Here is a 17,050-nt window from a genome sequence, read left to right as displayed (position 1 = left end):
AGGAATTGGTCATGAATACAAGCGTACCGATCACACCTACGCCGCGTGAGCGCGAGCTCATGATGCTGATTGCGCGTGGCATGCAGAACAAGAACATCGCCTACGAGCTCAAGATCTCCGAAAATACGGTTCGCGCGCATATCGGCAACATCATGCGCAAGTACCGCCTTCAGAACCGGACCCAGATTGCCATCATCTTCGCGCTTCACGCGGCTTCGCCATCACTGCGCAGTGACCTCGTGAGTGGCTCCGGTCCAACGCTCAATTCCGCTCCTGTGTCGATTCAGCATCGCAGCGTGAACAGCGCCGCGAAGTGAACGCATTGCACCGGCCGCCCTCAGCCGGCCGAACGCCGATGAGCACGGGGATACTGCCCCCGCTGCGCTCAATCGGAATCGTCAGCGACCCGTACGATGGCGGCAACGGGGCCGCCGCCCGGAGGCCCCTGATGCTCGGCTCCGCCAGAGACGTAGACGGCGCCACTTCCTGCAAGACCGCCGATCAGGCCGCCAACGGCCGCGCGGGCATGCCGTGTCGCGCTGATGTCGGTATCCTCCAGCATCGTGTGGCGAAAACCGCGGACGCTGCCGGTCGGCGAGGCCTCAGCCTTGGCGAAGATATTGACGAGCTCTCGGCCCGTATCCGTTGTCGATCCCGACTTTAGCCCCACGCTTGCAAGCGCCTCGATCACGGCAGCGGCATCGATGGCATCATGCATGACGGCATGGCCGATCTCGAACGGGCTCGCCGAAGACACCGAATTGCCGAGCACGATGACGACGTTGTGCATCAATTCGATCCCCGCCGAGGTCGAGGCCACCGAGGAAAACAGCTCGAACCGCCGCAACACGTCCTCGTCACGGATCCCGCCCTCGATCTCGCCGAGCGCCAGCGCGACGCCAAGCGCCGAGGCGCCGCGCGAATAGGCCATCGAGCTGTAAGCACTTGTCGTCACGGTCGTGTTACCGCGCGCGGAGGCTGCCTCGACACGCTCGCTGGTCAGCAGCGGGCATTTGATCTGGACGAAATGGACGTCGTTCGGCTCGGTAATGCCGGCATCCGCCATGGCGGATGCCACCGCCTTCGCCGTTTCCCTGATCTGCGCGCCGCGGCCGAGCTCCTCGGGAAGGAAATCGCGGGTCTGTGCCATGCCGATGCTGAGCCGCTTTCCAGCAAAACCAGCCGGCGCCGGCGCGATGCTTTGGCGCGTGAAGACGGTAATGTGCGGGCTCAGCACGCCTTCGGTACCGCCCGACATCACGAAGGCGATGCGCTGCTCGACCTGATGCGGCTCGAGCCCAACATGCGGCGCGAGCGCCGTGCAGAGCGCAGCCACGGCATACTCGCGCGTAAAGTCGTTGACGCCGCCATTACCCTCGGTCTTGCCCAGGATCGCCAGGATCGCTTTCGGATCGATCTCGCCCTGCCCGATCATTTTCAAAAGGCCCGCCACGTCGCCCGGCCCTTTGGTGGCAATGCGAACGACGCCGACCAATGTTGTGCGCATGCCACCCCCCTCGCGGCGCGGCGACGCAGCAGCCGGCCGCACAACGAGCATAGTGGCCGGGAGGGGGATTTCCAGACCGTAAAATCTGCGGTCGCTTTCGTCAGGCTGTCATCGAACCGCTGCACACAATTGCAGCAGACTGCAAATCTGCTCGTCGGTCGGGTAAGGCAAGTCTCCCGGCGATCAACCGGTCCCCGTGATCTGCCGCTCCAGACGCCGTGCCGCGCGAAACTCATCCAGATGATGGATATTGGGCGCGAACGCCGCCTCCCTGGACAAGAGATGATAGACGCGCGCGACGGTTCGCTGCTTGCGCTTTGCTGCTCCCGCCGGCAAGGCGCGCGCCTTGCGGGTGGCCGCAATCGCATGCTCACGAAAATAGTCGCAAGAATCGGACATGACGGCTCACCAGACATTGCTTTTGGTGCTAACGGCCTCGAATAAGGTCCGTTCCCCCTCCCGGTCGACCGGTTTTAGGCCCGACGAGTGGGTAATTGCCGAAACCGGCGTGCGGGCTAGAATTGGCTGCTTGCATCGAATCCGCCGGTCATCTTACTCAAACGATCGATTTCGATTATCCGTATCCTAAAAGTACCGACGGCTTGAGGCGTGAGGAAATATGATGACGTCCAGCGCAGATATCTCGTCGATTTTGAACCGCATTCTCGATACGGCTGCGGACAATCTCAGGATCGCGAAGATCCTGGTGCAAATGGGCCTCGATCCCAACAACATCACCTACGACGCCCTGTTCAACCGCCTGCTGGAGATCTTCCTGGCCAACATCACGCTGGCGAATCTGTTCGCCGTCGTCGGCGCGATCTTCTTCGTCGCGACGCTTCTGATGCAGACCATGGTGCCGTTGCGGGTTGCCAACATGATCGGCTGCGCGTTGTTCGCCATCTACGGTCTGCTGTCGGGCAACACCTCGACGTTTCTGCTGTATCTTCTCTTGGTCCCGATCAACGGCGTTCGCCTCCGCCAGATGCTCAAGCTCGTCAAGAAGGCGCGCCACGCGACGCAGGGCGACATGTCGATGGAATGGCTGAAGCCCTTCATGACCGAGCGCAAATACCGCCACGGTGACACCCTCTTCAAGATCCACGACCCCGCCAACGAGATGTTCCTGACGGTGACCGGCAAGTTTCTGGTCAAGGAGATCAACATCGAGATCCCGCCTGGCCGCCTGATGGGTGAGCTCGGCTTCCTGACGCCGAACAACCAGCGCACCGGAACGGTGGAGTGCATCGAGGACGGCCAGGTGCTGACCATCACCTATGAACGGCTGCTCGAGATCTACTTCCAGGACCCGCAGTTCGGCTACTACTTCCTGGTCCTCGCCAGCCAGCGCCTGCTCGAAAACATCTCGCGCTTGCAGGACCAGCTCAAAGCGGAGCGAGCTGCGACCACCAACCGGATTGCGTGAAGGCCCCACACTCCGTCATCACGCGCACAGCACTTTCATTGTGATCGCCCGCGAAAGCGGGTGATCAAGCATTCCTGTTCCTGTGGCGGTGACGTGATACGGAGGAGACGCGGCGCACTGGATGCCTCGCTTTCGCGGCATGACAGCGGTGTGGGGGCACGGTCGGACCACACGACGGGCCGCCTACCTACCCCGCCTTCGCTTCCTCCGTCAGCATCCGCACCGCGACGCGGTCGCGGCGGATGTAGTGGTGCCAGGCGGTGGCGGCGACATGGACCACGATCAGGGCCAGCAGCACATAGGCAAACAGGATGTGGCGGTCTTCATAGGCGCGTGCCGCCTCGCGGTCGGGAGAGGTGAATTGCGGCACGTGAAACAGGCCGAAGAAGCTGGAGTAGTCGGGCGCATGCGCGCCGGAGTGGGCCCAGCCGAGCATCGCGACCAGGATCACGATGAGATAGAGCGCGGCGTGGCTGATGCGCGCGGCGAACTTCTGCCAGGGAGGGCTGTCGTCCGGCAGCGCCGGCGTCGGGTTGCCGATGCGCCAAGCCAGGCGAATGACGGTGAGCAGCAGGACCAAGTAGCCGATGTCGGCGTGGATCGAGCGGTAGAAGAAGCGGTCGGGCCTCGCCGGCACGTGGTTGACCCACCAGCCGAGCCCGATCATGCCGATGATCGCAGCCGCGAGGATCCAGTGAAACCAGCGGGAGATACTGCCCCAGCCGGCATTGGTGTTTCTGATCATGTCGGCTCCCGAATTCTGCGGATGTCCCCAACTGCGGCGCAGCATGGCGCGATCTGATAGCGAGCGAGCGCGATCGAGGCGATTTGAATCGTTCAAAATTGGGCTGCACCCGCGTTCGCCGCAAAAGCGCCCCAAAAACCGAATGGTAACCATGGCAGGGCTAGGGTAACCAGGTGACCGACTCCCCTACCATATTGGTGTTCGATTCCGGCCTCGGCGGGCTCACCGTGCTGCGCGAGGTCGTCGCGGCACGCCCCGACGCGCATTATGTCTACGTCGCCGACGACGCCTTCTTCCCCTACGGCCATCACAGCGAGGACGAGATCATCGCCCGCGTGGTGCCGCTGATGGGCGAACTGATCGACACGCACGATCCCGAGCTTGTCGTCATCGCCTGCAACACTGCCTCCACGCTCGTGCTGTCGCATTTGCGCGAGGCCTATTCCGTACCCTTCGTCGGCACGGTGCCTGCGATCAAGCCGGCCTGCGCGCAATCGAAGACGAGGCGTGTCTCCGTGCTCGGCACCAAGGGTACCGTGAAACGCGAATACACCCGCGCCTTGATCCGTGATTTCGCGCAAGGCTGCGAGGTGACGCTGGTCGGCTCGCCCCAGCTCGCCTCGCTCGCGGAAGCTGCGCTCGGCGGCCACGCGATCAGCGACGGCGAAATCCTCACCGAACTGAAGCCCTGCTTCGTCGGCAATCCCCACGACGCGACCGCGCGCACCGACACGATCGTGCTCGCCTGCACGCACTATCCACTGCTGATCGACCGGCTGACGAAACTTGCGCCCTGGCCGGTCGACTGGATCGACCCGGCCCCCGCGATCGCGCGCCGCGTCTCGGACCTGCTCGGTCCGCGCGCCGCCGAGATCGTGCAGACCGGTGCGGAAATGATCTTCACGTCTCGCCGATCGCACGGCCTCGGCCCTGCACTGACGTCATTCTTCGGCGGGCGCATCCCGGCCTGACTTCTCGCGGGCATACTGCGCTGCTAGGTTGCGCCGCTCCTATCCCGCAGGTTCTGGCCATGTCAGCCACATCAACGCCGCTCAACCGTCTCCGCCAGCTCTGGCGCGAAGGCCGTCCGGCCTTCGGAGCGATCGCGACCATTCCGAGCGTGCAGACCGTGCAGATCATGGCGCGGTCGCTCGACTGGATCATCATCGATCTCGAGCACGGGCCGATCGGGCTCACCGAAGCACATGCTATGATCGCGGCCACCACGGGGACGCCATGCACGCCGCTGGTGCGCATCGCCGCCAACGAGCCCTGGCTTGCCAAGGCCCCGATGGACATCGGCGCCTTCGGCATCAATTTCCCGATGATCACCAGCCGCGAGGAAGCCGAAAAGGCGGTGCGCAGCGTGCGCTATCCGCCGCGCGGCGATCGTCTCTGGGGTCCCTTCCATGCGCCGTTCCGCTGGGGCCAGTCGATGCCCGACTACATGGCTTCAGCCGACGACGAGATGCTCTGCATGATCACCATCGAGCATGTCGATGCGGTCAATCGCATCGACGAGATCATGGCAACCCCAGGGATCGATATCGCGGTCATCGGTCCCGGCGATCTCGCTACCTCCATCAACAAGCGCGGCCAGATGGACGACCCCGAACTGTTGGAGCTGATCGCCCGGGCCGAGGCCGGCATTCTCAGAAGCGGCGTGCCGATCGGCGGGGCGGCGCGCACCACCGATCAGGCCAATCGCCTGATCGATCGCGGCTACCGCGCCATTGCGCTCGGCTTCGACTGGTCGCTGTTCCAGCGGGGTATCATGGCGGCGTTCGAGGGTATCAGGCGGTAGGCCGCCCTTCGCGCGATTCTCAAGGTCGATTGTGGGCGACATCAAATTATCCATTTAAGGCATTGAAATGCCATGATTTTACCGAATTCATCAAACTTCTTCTGAACCGGAGGAAGTCATGATTCTTGCACCCGCTGGCTCCAAGCCGGCTGGTTCATGCTAGATCAGGGCAGTGGGCGGACCATCGACTCGCCATATCAATTTGGGCCCCGCGGAAACCCGAGGACGATGCGCGGTAAATCCAGGAAAATTTCGCTGCTGCGGCGCATGGTGTTCGACCTCATGCACGCCTCGATGGGCGTGCCCTTCGTCTCGCTGTCGCGGCCGCTCCAGATCCGTCCCCTGCTTGAGGCCCGGGCCAGCGCAAAGGTGCCGGCCGGCTGGGCCGCGATCTTCGTCAAGGCCTTCGCGCTCGTCGCCAGGGACGAGCCGATCCTGCGCACCCTCTATGCCAAATGGCCGTGGCCGACCTTCTATGAGCTGCCCAAAAGCGTGGCGATGGTGGCGGTCGCCCGCGTCGTGGACGGCGAGGAATGCGTGGTGGCGCAGCGGATTGCCGGCCCGGACGGCCTGCCGCTGGCCGAGACCGACGTCCTGATCCGGCATGCCAAGGAGGCCCCGCTCAAGGACGTGCCGATGGTTCGCAAGATGATGCTGGCGATGCGCCTGCCGCTGCCGCTGCGCCGGTTGGCTTGGCTGATCGGGCTCAATTTCGGCCGCCAGCGCGCCAGCTTTTTCGGCAGCTATTCGGTCACCTCCGTCGCGGCCTATGGCGGGGGCGAGCTCCATGCCATCACGCCGGGGCCGTTTATCCTGAGCTATGGGGTGGTCGAGCCGGACCAGACCATCAAGGTCGTCCTTCGCTGGGATCACCGGATTACCGATGCCGCCCCGATCGCCCGGGTCTTAACCAAGCTGGAACAGGTCCTGAACGCTGAAATCGCTGCCGAATTGCGCGGCAGCCGGCAGGCTGCCGAACCCAAGCCGATCCGGGCCGTGGCGACGTAAAAGATTGACAGGACGGCCCGATTTCTCCTAAAAGCCGCCTGCTCGCGGGCCGGTTTCGGCCCGCGAAGCGTTTCGCGACCCGTGGCCTTGTCCCTTGAAGCTTTGGGGATGGGGCCTGTCGGTGCCGGGATTTCCCGGTCACACAGGAGGGCGCGTTTCCTCAAATCAACCTAACTCTATCAAGAGGACGCGATGACTAAGCGCAGTGAGGCGAAGTACAAGATCGATCGCCGTATGGGCCAGAACATCTGGGGCCGCCCCAAGAGCCCCGTGAACCGCCGCGAGTACGGCCCCGGCCAGCACGGCCAGCGCCGCAAGGGCAAGCTCTCCGACTTCGGCGTTCAGCTCCGCGCCAAGCAGAAGCTCAAGGGCTACTACGCCAACATCAGCGAGCGCCAGTTCCACGGCATCTATGTCGAGGCGAGCCGCCTGAAGGGCGACACCGGCGAGAACCTGATCGGCCTCCTGGAGCGTCGTCTCGACGCGGTCGTGTACCGCGCCAAGTTCGTGTCGACGATTTTCGCAGCACGCCAGTTCATCAACCACGGCCACATCAAGGTGAACGGCCGCAAGGTCAACATCTCGAGCTACCAGCTCAAGGTCGGCGACGTGATCGAGGTCAAGGAAGCCTCCAAGCAGCTCGCCCACGTGCTCGAAGCGAGCCAGCTCCCCGAGCGTGACGTCCCCGACTATCTCGAAGTCGACCACGGCAAGATGAGCGCGAAGTATGCGCGCATCCCCGGCCTCTCCGACGTGCCGTTCCCGGTGCAGATGGAGCCGCACCTGGTCGTCGAATTCTATTCGCGCTGATAACGAAGTTCGAAAGGCCCCGGCAAAACCGGGGCCTTGTCGTTTGGGCTGGTCACTCCCACCTCTCGATCTGCTTGTGCTATGATCGCACCGATGGAGCTTGATCATGACACGTCTTTTGGACGAGGCATTTAGCAAGGTATCGGTGCTGCCCGACTCCGAGCAGGACGAACTGGCGCGAGCGCTGCTTGAGCTCGCAGGCGTCGATCAACCGGCGATCCAGCTCACAGAGGCTGAAGAGGCCGATCTGGCCGAGGCGGAGGCCGAAATCGCCCGCGGTGAGCTGGCCACCGCCGACGAAGTTCGCGCGATGTGGACTAAGCACGGGTTGTGAAGGTCCGTTACACACGGCGGGCGCTCGCCCAGATCGACACTGCCTTGACCTACATCGAATCCCGATCGCCGGGGGCAGCTCACGTGCGCGACCGCATTGTTGCTCTGATTGCGTTGCTGCAGGACCATCCCTATGCAGGACGGCAGACAACTCGAGCGAACGTGCGCCGCCTTCTGGTCAATCCCCATCCCTATCTGATCGATTATCGCGTGACCGCGACGGAAATCGTTATTATGCGATTTCGACACGCCGCCCGACGTCCGCTTGAGAGCCGCTGACAACGAGCGAATAGAACTCGCAAGGAACTTGATGATGCTCTACACCCCTCCCCCCGTCGATCCGAAGGCGCCGTCGGTGCGCATCAACCTGCTCTCGGACACGCAGACGCGGCCGACGCCTGCGATGCGCGAGGCGATGGCGCGCGCGGAGGTCGGCGACGAGCAGGTCGGCGACGACCCGACCACGAATGCGCTCTGCGAGCGCGTCGCCGACCTGCTCGGCAAGGAAGCAGCGGTGTTCATGCCCTCGGGCACGATGTGCAACGTCACCGCGACGCTGGTGCACTGCCGTCCCGGCGACGAGATCCTCGCGCATGAAACCGCACATATCATCGCGCGCGAAGGCGGCGCGCATGCTGCCCTCGGCGGATTCCAGATCACGCAGCTCCAAGGTCCCGACGGGCAGTTCACACCTGAGACGTTCCGCAAAGCGCTTCATCCGCGCACGCGCTACCAGCCGATCCAGAGAGTGGTCAGCGTCGAGCAGACCGCCAATATCGGCGGCGGCACGATCTGGAGGAAGGCAGCGCTCGACGAGATCGTCGCGATCGCAAAGCAGAATGGGCTTGCCACCCACATGGACGGCGCGCGCCTGCTCAACGCGACCGTCGCCGCCGGAATCTCACCACATGACATGACGGCAGGCTGGGATTCGGCCTGGATCGACTTCTCGAAAGGCCTGGGCGCGCCGATCGGCGGCGTGCTTGCCGGCTCGCGCGACTTCATCGACGCGGTCTGGCAGTGGAAGCAGCGCCTCGGCGGCTCGATGCGGCAATCCGGCGTCTGCGCGGCCGCCTGCATCCATGCGCTCGACCACCATGTCGATCGCCTTGCGGATGACCACGCCAATGCGCGCGCGCTGGCGCGCGGGCTATCGCAGATCGCAGGCATCGAAGTGCAGGAGCCCGAGACCAACCTCGTGTTCTTCAGGCCCGACGGCGCCGGCATTGCCGGCGACAAGATGGTTGGCGCCTTGCGCCAACACGGCGTGATGCTTGCGATGATGGATGGCCGTATCCGCGCCTGCACGCATCTCGACGTGACGGCTGCGATGATCGAGGAAACGATCGGCCATGTGCGCGAGATCGTGCGCGGGGCGTGATCAGCGCCCCATCGCCTCGTAGACCAGCCGCTTCAGTTCGATCTGGATCGGCCCACGCTGCGACGGCGACTGCATCATGCAGACGACGAACAGGTCGTCCGCGGGATCGATGAAAAAGAACGTGCCGCCGACGCCGTCCCAGCGATATTCGCCGGCCGGCAGCGGCGCGTTCGCTTCCGTCCGCACGGCAAATCCGAGGCCAAAGCCGCTGTCCGGGCCCGGAAAATAGAACTCAGGATCCTTCCCGATCCCCGTCCCTTCGCCGATCTGGTTCGAGGTCATCAGCGCGACCGTCTCGCGCCTGAGATAGCGCCGTCCGTCGAGCTCGCCGCCATTGAGCAGCATCTGCGCAAAGCGCGCATAGTCGCCGGCAGTGCCGACCATGCCGGCACCGCCGGATTCCCAGCGATGCGGTGCGGTCGCCTCCCTAATGCCGGCGACGGGACGGTCGAACCAGTCGCTCGGCATCGGCTCTGCGATCAATGGTCGCTTCGCATCGTCGGCGACGAAAGAAGCGGTATCGCTCATCCCCAGCGGAACGAGCAGCCGCTCCTTCTCGAACTGATAGAGCGACTGACCCGAGACGATCTCGATCACCCGCCCCAGCACGTCGGTCGAATGGCCGTAGTCCCATAGTGTCGCCGGCTGCTCGGCCAGCGGCAACCGCGCCAACCGTTCGACAAACTGCGCATTGTCGGGATCGCCGTCGAACAGGCTGGCCTGCGCATAGAGCCTGCGGACAGGGCTGTCGCCATAGAAGCCGTAAGTGATGCCGGAAGTATGGCGCAGGAGGTCGCGGATGGTGATCGGTCGCGCCGTTGGCACAAGCCGCAGGCTACTGTCCGGCTGCACGACGCCAACCTTCACATCGGCGAAGGCCGGAATGTATTTCGAAAGGGCGTCGTCGAGACCAAGCCGGCCGTCATCGACCAGCATCATCGCCGCGACCGAGGTCACCGGCTTCGACATCGAATAGAGGCGGAAGATGGTGTCGTCCGTCATCGGCTCTGCGGTCTTGATGTTGCGCAGGCCGAACTTTTCGTAGAGCACGGGCTTGCCATGCTGCTGGATCAGCAGGATGGCGCCGGGAATCTTGCCAGCCACAACCTCGTTGCGAAGATAGTCGCTGACGGGCGCAAGCTTCTGCGGATCGAGTTCACGTCCGGCAAGCAGGTCTTCCGCCGCAGCAACCGCGGCGAATGCCAAGAGCCCGGCGCAGACAAACAGCCAACGTGCCAGGGCCAGACGTCCTTCGACGGAACGACGGCCCGGCCTCATCGTCAATCGCCGGCGCCGTGCGCCAACAGCGCCTCACGATGCAAGACGGCACTTGGCTCGGAGAAACAGCAGAAGATGACCTGAGTGACCGAAGAAGTCGCGGCCAGAGCTTCGACCGTGGTTGCGACAGCAATCCGCGCGGCGCGGTCCGCCGGGAAACGGTAGACGCCGGTCGAGATCGCCGGGAATGCCACGGAAGCGAGCTCGTGCTTGCGGCAGAGCTCCATCGAATGGCGGTAGCAGGAGGCGAGCAGATCGTCTTCGCCGAGGTTGCCGCCATTCCATACCGGACCGACGGTGTGGATCACATGCGCGGCCTTCAACCGGTAGCCACGCGTGATCTTGGCATCACCCGTCTTGCAGCCATGGAGCATGCGGCACTCGGTGACAAGGTCCGGGCCGGCGGCCCGGTGGATCGCACCATCGACGCCGCCCCCACCGAGGAGCGACGTGTTGGCGGCGTTGACGATCGCGTCAACGCCGAGCGTCGTGATGTCGGCGACGATGATCTCGAGCTGCGCGCCACCGATCCGGCGCGTCAGCATCGCCAAGCGTCAGGCCGCCGCGTTGACGGCAACGCCCTTGTCGGAGAAGAGCTGCTGCAATTCGCCGGCCTGGAACATTTCGCGCACGATGTCACAGCCGCCAACGAACTCGCCCTTCACATAGAGCTGGGGGATGGTCGGCCAGTTCGAATAGACCTTGATGCCATTGCGCAGCTCGGCCGATTCGAGAACGTTCAGGCCCTTATAGCCGACCCCGAGATGGTCGAGGATCTGCACGACCTGGCCGGAGAAACCGCACTGCGGAAATTGCGGCGTGCCCTTCATGAACAGAACCACGTCGTTCGACTTCACTTCGCCGTCGATGAATTCCTCGATGCTCATATCATGTCCTTCCGGGGCGGAGCCCTCATCGCTTCGGGCCGGCTCAGCCATCTAACCCGATACCTGCCCCTATATGTAGCGCAAACTATTGGACATCCAAAGTAAAATGGCGGCGACGGAGACCTGCCATGCGGCCAACGTGCGAGTTCGGGGCCGGCCAGACCATGACCTGATGGCTCTAATATCATCACCGAGGAGGACTTTTATCCCGTAACGGAGGCCCTATTTAGGACGAACCTGTCTCTTGGAACCGAGCTACGTCTGCAACGTTCTCTTGTCCACCTGGAGAAAACCGTGACGAAACAAGCCTCCGCGACGGCCAGCCCGCTCCCCGCGTCACCTTTCTCCGAATCCGGCAGCTTGGCCGAAGCGCTGGTGGATGCCTTTGTGACGGTCCGCAACGAGACCGAGCGCCGCGCGGCGCCGCTTAGCGCGGAAGACCAGCAGATCCAGTCCATGCCGGATGCGAGCCCCACGAAATGGCACCGCGCGCATACGACCTGGTTCTTCGAGCAGTTTCTGCTTGGCGAGCACTGTCCGGGCTATAAGCCCTTCCATCCCGACTTCGCATTCCTGTTCAATTCCTATTACGTCAGCGCCGGTCCACGCCATGCCCGGCATCGCCGCGGTGACATCACGCGGCCGAGCGCCGATCAGGTCACTGCCTATCGGGCTCACGTCGATGCCGCCGTCGTGAGATTCTTCCGCGGGATGGACGAAGCCAAGCTTCGCGCCATCAGCCCGTTGGTCGAAGTCGGCCTCAATCATGAGCAGCAGCACCAGGAGCTGATGTTCACGGATATCCTGCATGCCTTTGTGCAGAATCCGGTCCTGCCTGCTTACGATCCCGAGTGGCACTTCCCGGCTTCGAACAAGACTGGCGCGGAGTGGCTATCCCTGAACGAAGGCATTCACAGCATCGGACACGCCGACGAGAGCTTCCATTTCGACAATGAGAAGCCCGCGCATCGCGCGCTCGTCGGCCCGGTGCGGATCGCACGCAATCTCGTCACCAATGCCGAATGGCTGGCCTTCATGCGCGACGGCGGTTACCGGGCCGCGTCGCTCTGGCTGATGGACGGCTTTGCGGCGGTCGGCAACGAGGGCTGGCAGGCGCCAGGCCACTGGCGCGAGATCGACGGTCACTGGCACGTGATGACGCTCGCCGGGCTCAAGCCGGTCGATCCCGACGCGCCCGTGTGCCACGTGAGCTATTACGAGGCGGATGCATTCGCGCGCTGGTCCGGCAAACACCTGCCGACCGAGATCGAATGGGAGGTCGCGGCCCGCGCCGGCCAGCTCAACGATGCCTTCGGCATCGTCTGGCAATGGACCCGCAGCTCATATTCGCCCTATCCCGGTTACCGCGCCGTGGAAGGCGCGCTCGGCGAGTACAACGGCAAGTTCATGGTCAATCAGCTGGTGCTGCGCGGCTCTTCGCTTGCAACTCCAGGCGGGCACAGCCGTATCACCTATCGCAACTTCTTCTACCCGCACCACCGTTGGCAATTCACGGGATTACGCCTCGCCGACTACGAGTGAGTTCTCATCCGACGACAACCGCGCGCCGGAAAGCGCGTTCAGGAGAGTATCATGAATGTGCACGCCAGCGCTTTGGCCGAAGCCCATCTTCCTGACGAACAGACCACCGCCTTTGCCCGCGACGCCATCGGGGATCTGTCACAGCAGCCGAAAAGACTGTCGCCGAAATATTTCTACGATGCGACGGGATCAGAGCTGTTCGAGGCGATCACCCGCCTGCCGGAATATTATCCGACGCGCACCGAGCTCTCGATCCTGCGCGAGCGCGGCAGCGAGATCGCGAAAATCATCCCGGAGCACGCGGCCCTGGTCGAGTTCGGCGCCGGCGCGACTACCAAGGTCCGCCTGCTCCTGAAACATTGCAGGTTCGCGGCCTACGTGCCGGTCGATATCTCCGGCGATTTCCTTCAGGGGCAGGCCAACGGCTTGCGGCGGGATTTCCCCTCGCTCGACATCCATCCCGTGGCCGCCGACTTCACTGCGCCGTTTGAACTGCCACCCGCGGTCGCCAACCTGCCGAAGGTCGGCTTCTTCCCCGGCTCGACCATCGGCAATTTCGAGCCGCACGAAGCCCAGGCATTCCTCAAGAGCGCGCGGCAGATTCTGGGCCAGGACGCGCTGATGATCATCGGTGCCGACCTCGAAAAGGACGAGCGCGTGCTCCACGACGCCTACAACGATGCAGCCGGCGTCACCGCCCGCTTCAACCTCAATGTGCTCGTCCGCATCAACCGCGAGCTCGGCGGCAATTTCGATCTCTCCGCCTTCACCCATCGCGCGATCTACAATCGCGAGCAGCACCGCATCGAGATGCACCTGATCAGCAGGAAGAGCCAGACCGTACGCATGCTGGGTACCAGCTTCTCGTTCCGGCCGGGCGAGAGCATCCATACCGAGAACAGCTACAAATACAGCCAGGAGCGGTTCGCAGCGCTGGCGCGCGGCGCCGGCTGGCGGGTGCAGGAGACCTGGACTGACGCGGAACGGATGTTCTCGGTGCACGCGCTGGTCGCGTCTAAATAGGCCGGACGGCCTATTGCACCAGAATGGGCTTCGGCCGGCGCATCAAGCCGAGCTTCAAGTGCCACTTGCGCGTGCCGGTCAGCTCATCCTTGACCGGCGTCAGCATGTAATCCCACATCCTGTATCCGGCACTGCCGAGCTTCCAACCCTCGATCATGCCGTCGAAATTCGGGCCGGCTGCGTTGGAGCCGACGAGCTTGGTGAATCGGCCGTCTGGCCCCGCCTCATAGACCTTGTCGAGGTCAAAGGTGCTGCAATCCCCGTCCGGCATCCGATCGATATCGGCCGTGTAGAGAAACCGATGAACGGCATCCCCGCCGTCCCGTCTTGGAATTGCGAATTCAAGCTCGGCCGCAAGAAAAAGGTGGTCGGCACGAAACGGCATGCTGAAAGGTGTGAAGCCGATATTGCGGAAATTCCAGCGTCGGTCGATGACGGCCTGCGCCGCAAATCGTGCAGTGCCATCATCCGCGGTGGTGACGCGCGTGCCGGAATTGGGCACCTGCCAATCCGCGGTGCCGAACACCAGGCGGACCGGCACGCCAGCGAGCGGCTGGTAGTCCTGATCCGTCAGTTTGAGCTCGACGTCGAGCGGGATCGTGTCGCCAGCCGAGACAGCGGTCGCCGAGAACGTCACTATCGCGAGGCACATTATGCAGCTCCGGAAGGCGTGGCTCATGTCGGCTCTGCATGCCCCGGCTACAGACAGTCGGTGTAAGCGAGCTTGCCGTCGCAGTGGCGACAGCAGAAGACATAAGCCGTAGGCCCGTGTTCGCGGTTGAGTGAGGCCAGAAATTGCGTCGCCGAAATGCCGCGATCGTTCACGATTTGCATCATCAACGTGCCCTCAAGCTGCGGATGGCGCGCGCGGATATCGGCGTAGCCGGCTGGCTCGATAAAAGCGGCCGCATCGCCGCAACAGGCCATCCACTGCTCCTGCTGCCAACCGGAGAAGCCCGGGGTGCGGAAAGCGATCTCCTCAACAATGTTGCGGGGAATCTCGTCCGGAAAGAGCGCTTCGTCGACGAAGCTCGCGTCGAACTTCTCATGCGCCGAGCCGTCGGCGATGCACCACGGACAGAGCGCTTCTTCGAGCTCCACCTCGCAATAGCTCGGCCCCGTATAGATGAAGCCGCGCCGCTGGTCGCAGCAGACGCATTGCGCCCCGGACGCAACGATGCTGCCGCTTGCAATCGGATCAGGATGATATCTGAAGACGGGAAGGTTCATGTCTGTCGGAGCCTTGACGAGAACGGTTCGTCGTTAGACGTCCGATCAGCACAAGCGGTTCAATCAACCTCCTCAGGCTGCGCGCGCAACGACACCGATTCCCACACCGCCACCACGATCAGGATCGCCGTCGTCGCGATCGACAGCCAGAGCGGCGATAATTCACCGCCGAACCAGCCTAACGCCAGAAGCATGACGATGCCGATGCCGTGCGAGAGCTGGAGGAAGCCGCGGATCGCGTGCTTGAACAGGATGGTGCCTACCAAAAACACCAGGGGACCGCCGACTGTGCTCAAGACCGTCCTGAGATCGGAATGTCCGTTCGGATGCTTCAGTACCAGCTCATCCGACACGGCGGTCAGGATGATGCCGGCAATGATCGGCATATGCAGGTAGGTGTAGGCGAGCCGCGCGAGCCGGCCGGAATCGGCGGATTTCGAGATCAGCTCGGAGCCCGCTTCCGCGCCCTTGTTGAAATAGATCCACCACATCGCGACGCTGCCGAGGAGCGCGGCCAGGAAGGCGGAGATGTTCTCGCCGGTCCAGCTCAGCTCGGCAAACGTCGCGCCGTTGACGACGACGGCCTCTCCGAGTGCGATGATGATGAAGCCGGCGCAGCGCTCGGCCATATGGCCACCCTCGACGGCCCAGGCTTCGACCGACGAGAATCCCAGCTTCGGCACCCAGAAGCGCGCGGCCGGCGAGATGTATTCGAAGACGACGGCCGCAGTCCAGAACCACAGCCGCGCCTCTCCCTCCGCAAACCCGCCTGCGATCCACAGCACGGCAGAGACCGAGAGCCAGAGCAGGATGCGGATCGCATTGTGCCGGACCATAATCCGGTGCGGCGGCGTCGCAAACAGCCAGAAGGCGGTACGTCCGACCTGCATGGACGCATAGGCGATCGCAAACCACAGCCCACGCCCCTCGAATGCCGTCGGGATCGAGGTCGACAGCACGAGGCCGCCCAGCATCATCAGGAAGAGCAGGACGCGGACCGGCGTCAGCTCGGGGTTCAGCCAGTTGGTGACCCAGGCGGTGTAGACCCAGACCCACCACACCGCGAGGAACAGCAGCGTGACCTGGACAGCGCCGAGCGGCGTGAAGCGGCCGAGCAGCATGTGCGAAATCTGCGTGACGGCGTAGACGAAGACGAGATCGAAGAACAACTCGACATAGGTAACGCGGCTCGGCTGGTCCGGCACGATGACGCGAAACATCGCGCCGCGTGTATCGTCCGCAGCCATAGCCTACCCCGCCGGCAAAAGATCAATTCAACATCAGCTTCCGGGCACGCCGGTCTGCAGCGCCAGCGCGTGAAGCACACCGCCCATCTGGCCGCGCAGCGACTGATAGACGATCTGGTGCTGCTGAACGCGGGACTTTCCACGGAAGGATTCCGAGATGACGGTCGCGGCATAATGGTCGCCGTCACCGGCGAGGTCCCGGATCGTTACCTCGGCATCGGGGATCGCTGTCTTGATCATCGCCTCGATATCGTGGGCGTCCATTGGCATTTCGGCTCTTGCTCCTTCTACCGCCTTCGAATTCAGGCCTTCGAATCACTTGCCGGGGTCCCCGGGACCGGCAGGCCCAAACTTAGCGTGAACGGCCTTCTAGGTCACGCTTCCAGCGACTATATTTCAGCTTCGAGCGGGATAAAGGCACGACTAAGTGCCGCGCACGGCCAATCGACCAAAAAGGCGTGAAATCATGAAGCTTCCGGGCCCCGACCACCCCATCACCATCACTCACAACCCCAGGCGCGTCCGCGTGACGGCGGGCGACGTTGTGATCGCAGACACCACGAAGGCGCTGACGTTGAAGGAGGCCCGGTATCCGGCTGTCCAGTACGTGCCGCGGGAGGACGCCAACATGGCCTTGCTCGAGCGGACCGACCGCGTCACCCATTGTCCCTACAAGGGGGACGCGAGCTATTTCAGCGTCAAGGCCGACGGCAACACGCTGGACAATGCGATCTGGACTTACGAGACGCCGTTCCCCGCCATGACGGAGATCTCCGGCCATCTCGCCTTCTATCCTGACAAGGTGAAGATCGAGGAAGTGGGGTAATTT

22 protein-coding genes are annotated in these 17,050 nt (G+C 63.3%); 12 read left to right on the top strand and 10 right to left on the bottom strand.

Going from position 1 to position 17,050, the window contains the following annotated elements; all coding sequences use genetic code 11:
• The first annotated feature begins 11 nt into the window (after positions 1-11).
• Positions 12-317: a response regulator transcription factor gene (locus Q3C01_RS20730; protein WP_458147160.1), complete on the top strand. Its 306-nt coding sequence runs from the start codon at positions 12-14 to the stop codon at positions 315-317.
• A gap of 68 nt (positions 318-385) precedes the next feature.
• On the opposite strand, the gene atzD is transcribed toward Q3C01_RS20730, so the two are convergent.
• Both atzD and Q3C01_RS20720 read right to left on the bottom strand, forming a co-directional pair.
• The gene (gene atzD, locus Q3C01_RS20725; RefSeq protein WP_458147159.1) at positions 386-1,507 is read right to left on the bottom strand and encodes a cyanuric acid amidohydrolase; all 1,122 of its coding nucleotides are present in this window, start codon (positions 1,505-1,507) and stop codon (positions 386-388) included.
• A 183-nt stretch (positions 1,508-1,690) separates the two neighbouring features.
• The gene (locus Q3C01_RS20720) at positions 1,691-1,906 is read right to left on the bottom strand and encodes a hypothetical protein (RefSeq protein WP_458147158.1); all 216 of its coding nucleotides are present in this window, start codon (positions 1,904-1,906) and stop codon (positions 1,691-1,693) included.
• 220 nt (positions 1,907-2,126) lie between these two features.
• On the opposite strand from Q3C01_RS20720, the gene Q3C01_RS20715 reads away from it, so the two are divergent.
• Positions 2,127-2,933: a Crp/Fnr family transcriptional regulator gene (locus tag Q3C01_RS20715; RefSeq protein WP_458147157.1), complete on the top strand. Its 807-nt coding sequence runs from the start codon at positions 2,127-2,129 to the stop codon at positions 2,931-2,933.
• Between the two features lie 187 nt (positions 2,934-3,120).
• On the opposite strand, the gene Q3C01_RS20710 is transcribed toward Q3C01_RS20715, so the two are convergent.
• Positions 3,121-3,678 (bottom strand): cytochrome b, encoded by a 558-nt coding sequence (locus tag Q3C01_RS20710; protein WP_458147156.1) that lies wholly within the window; start codon positions 3,676-3,678, stop codon positions 3,121-3,123.
• Between the two features lie 173 nt (positions 3,679-3,851).
• Here Q3C01_RS20710 and murI point away from each other — a divergent pair, with 173 nt between their 5' ends.
• The 7 genes from murI to Q3C01_RS20675 all read left to right on the top strand — a co-directional run bounded on the left by murI (position 3,852) and on the right by Q3C01_RS20675 (position 9,014).
• Positions 3,852-4,649, top strand: coding sequence for a glutamate racemase (gene murI, locus Q3C01_RS20705; protein ID WP_458147155.1), 798 nt, complete (start codon positions 3,852-3,854; stop codon positions 4,647-4,649).
• A 59-nt stretch (positions 4,650-4,708) separates the two neighbouring features.
• Entirely contained in the window at positions 4,709-5,482 is a 774-nt protein-coding gene (locus tag Q3C01_RS20700; RefSeq protein ID WP_458147154.1) for an HpcH/HpaI aldolase family protein, read from the top strand.
• Positions 5,483-5,710: 228 nt separating this feature from the next.
• A complete protein-coding gene (locus Q3C01_RS20695; RefSeq protein ID WP_458147153.1) occupies positions 5,711-6,490 on the top strand; it encodes an acyltransferase in 780 nt (259 codons plus the stop codon).
• A 192-nt stretch (positions 6,491-6,682) separates the two neighbouring features.
• The gene (gene rpsD, locus Q3C01_RS20690; protein ID WP_458147152.1) at positions 6,683-7,300 is read left to right on the top strand and encodes a 30S ribosomal protein S4; all 618 of its coding nucleotides are present in this window, start codon (positions 6,683-6,685) and stop codon (positions 7,298-7,300) included.
• 106 nt (positions 7,301-7,406) lie between these two features.
• Positions 7,407-7,634, top strand: a complete 228-nt coding sequence (locus Q3C01_RS20685) for a hypothetical protein (protein WP_458147151.1) — start codon at positions 7,407-7,409, stop codon at positions 7,632-7,634.
• On the top strand, positions 7,631-7,912 hold the full coding sequence (locus tag Q3C01_RS20680) for a type II toxin-antitoxin system RelE/ParE family toxin (RefSeq protein WP_458147150.1): 282 nt from the start codon (positions 7,631-7,633) through the stop codon (positions 7,910-7,912). The genes Q3C01_RS20685 and Q3C01_RS20680 overlap by 4 nt, the downstream gene beginning before the upstream one ends.
• A 34-nt stretch (positions 7,913-7,946) precedes the next feature.
• The gene (locus tag Q3C01_RS20675) at positions 7,947-9,014 is read left to right on the top strand and encodes a threonine aldolase family protein (RefSeq protein WP_458147149.1); all 1,068 of its coding nucleotides are present in this window, start codon (positions 7,947-7,949) and stop codon (positions 9,012-9,014) included.
• On the opposite strand, the gene Q3C01_RS20670 is transcribed toward Q3C01_RS20675, so the two are convergent.
• Genes Q3C01_RS20670 through grxD form a run of 3 tightly spaced genes read right to left on the bottom strand, consistent with a single transcriptional unit; the run spans position 9,015 to position 11,179 of the window.
• The gene (locus Q3C01_RS20670) at positions 9,015-10,292 is read right to left on the bottom strand and encodes a serine hydrolase domain-containing protein (RefSeq protein WP_458147148.1); all 1,278 of its coding nucleotides are present in this window, start codon (positions 10,290-10,292) and stop codon (positions 9,015-9,017) included.
• Between the two features lie 2 nt (positions 10,293-10,294).
• Complete coding sequence (locus Q3C01_RS20665) at positions 10,295-10,843, bottom strand: O-acetyl-ADP-ribose deacetylase (RefSeq protein ID WP_458147147.1); 549 nt, start codon at positions 10,841-10,843, stop codon at positions 10,295-10,297.
• A gap of 3 nt (positions 10,844-10,846) precedes the next feature.
• Entirely contained in the window at positions 10,847-11,179 is a 333-nt protein-coding gene (grxD, locus tag Q3C01_RS20660) for a Grx4 family monothiol glutaredoxin (protein ID WP_458147146.1), read from the bottom strand.
• A 294-nt stretch (positions 11,180-11,473) separates the two neighbouring features.
• Between grxD and egtB the strand changes: the two genes are divergently transcribed.
• Together egtB and egtD are read left to right on the top strand one after the other, a co-directional pair.
• Positions 11,474-12,721 carry an ergothioneine biosynthesis protein EgtB gene (gene egtB / locus Q3C01_RS20655; protein ID WP_458147145.1) on the top strand — a complete coding sequence of 416 codons (1,248 nt, stop codon included), beginning with the start codon at positions 11,474-11,476 and terminating at the stop codon, positions 12,719-12,721.
• Between the two features lie 51 nt (positions 12,722-12,772).
• The gene (gene egtD / locus Q3C01_RS20650) at positions 12,773-13,744 is read left to right on the top strand and encodes an L-histidine N(alpha)-methyltransferase (protein ID WP_458147144.1); all 972 of its coding nucleotides are present in this window, start codon (positions 12,773-12,775) and stop codon (positions 13,742-13,744) included.
• Between the two features lie 10 nt (positions 13,745-13,754).
• Here the strand turns inward: egtD and Q3C01_RS20645 are convergent, their stop codons facing one another.
• Genes Q3C01_RS20645 through Q3C01_RS20630 form a run of 4 tightly spaced genes read right to left on the bottom strand, consistent with a single transcriptional unit; the run spans position 13,755 to position 16,491 of the window.
• The gene (locus Q3C01_RS20645) at positions 13,755-14,396 is read right to left on the bottom strand and encodes a hypothetical protein (RefSeq protein ID WP_458147143.1); all 642 of its coding nucleotides are present in this window, start codon (positions 14,394-14,396) and stop codon (positions 13,755-13,757) included.
• Between the two features lie 47 nt (positions 14,397-14,443).
• On the bottom strand, positions 14,444-14,974 hold the full coding sequence (locus Q3C01_RS20640; protein WP_458147142.1) for a CbrC family protein: 531 nt from the start codon (positions 14,972-14,974) through the stop codon (positions 14,444-14,446).
• 59 nt (positions 14,975-15,033) lie between these two features.
• Positions 15,034-16,221 carry a low temperature requirement protein A gene (locus Q3C01_RS20635; RefSeq protein ID WP_458147141.1) on the bottom strand — a complete coding sequence of 396 codons (1,188 nt, stop codon included), beginning with the start codon at positions 16,219-16,221 and terminating at the stop codon, positions 15,034-15,036.
• Positions 16,222-16,254: 33 nt separating this feature from the next.
• Complete coding sequence (locus Q3C01_RS20630) at positions 16,255-16,491, bottom strand: BolA/IbaG family iron-sulfur metabolism protein (protein ID WP_458147140.1); 237 nt, start codon at positions 16,489-16,491, stop codon at positions 16,255-16,257.
• 196 nt (positions 16,492-16,687) lie between these two features.
• Between Q3C01_RS20630 and Q3C01_RS20625 the strand changes: the two genes are divergently transcribed.
• The gene (locus tag Q3C01_RS20625; protein ID WP_458147139.1) at positions 16,688-17,047 is read left to right on the top strand and encodes a DUF427 domain-containing protein; all 360 of its coding nucleotides are present in this window, start codon (positions 16,688-16,690) and stop codon (positions 17,045-17,047) included.
• Positions 17,048-17,050: the final 3 nt, after the last annotated feature.

Source organism: Bradyrhizobium sp. UFLA05-109, from assembly GCF_054185165.1.
Note: the sequence above shows the minus strand (reverse complement) of the source record. Positions and strands in the feature narration are given on the sequence as shown.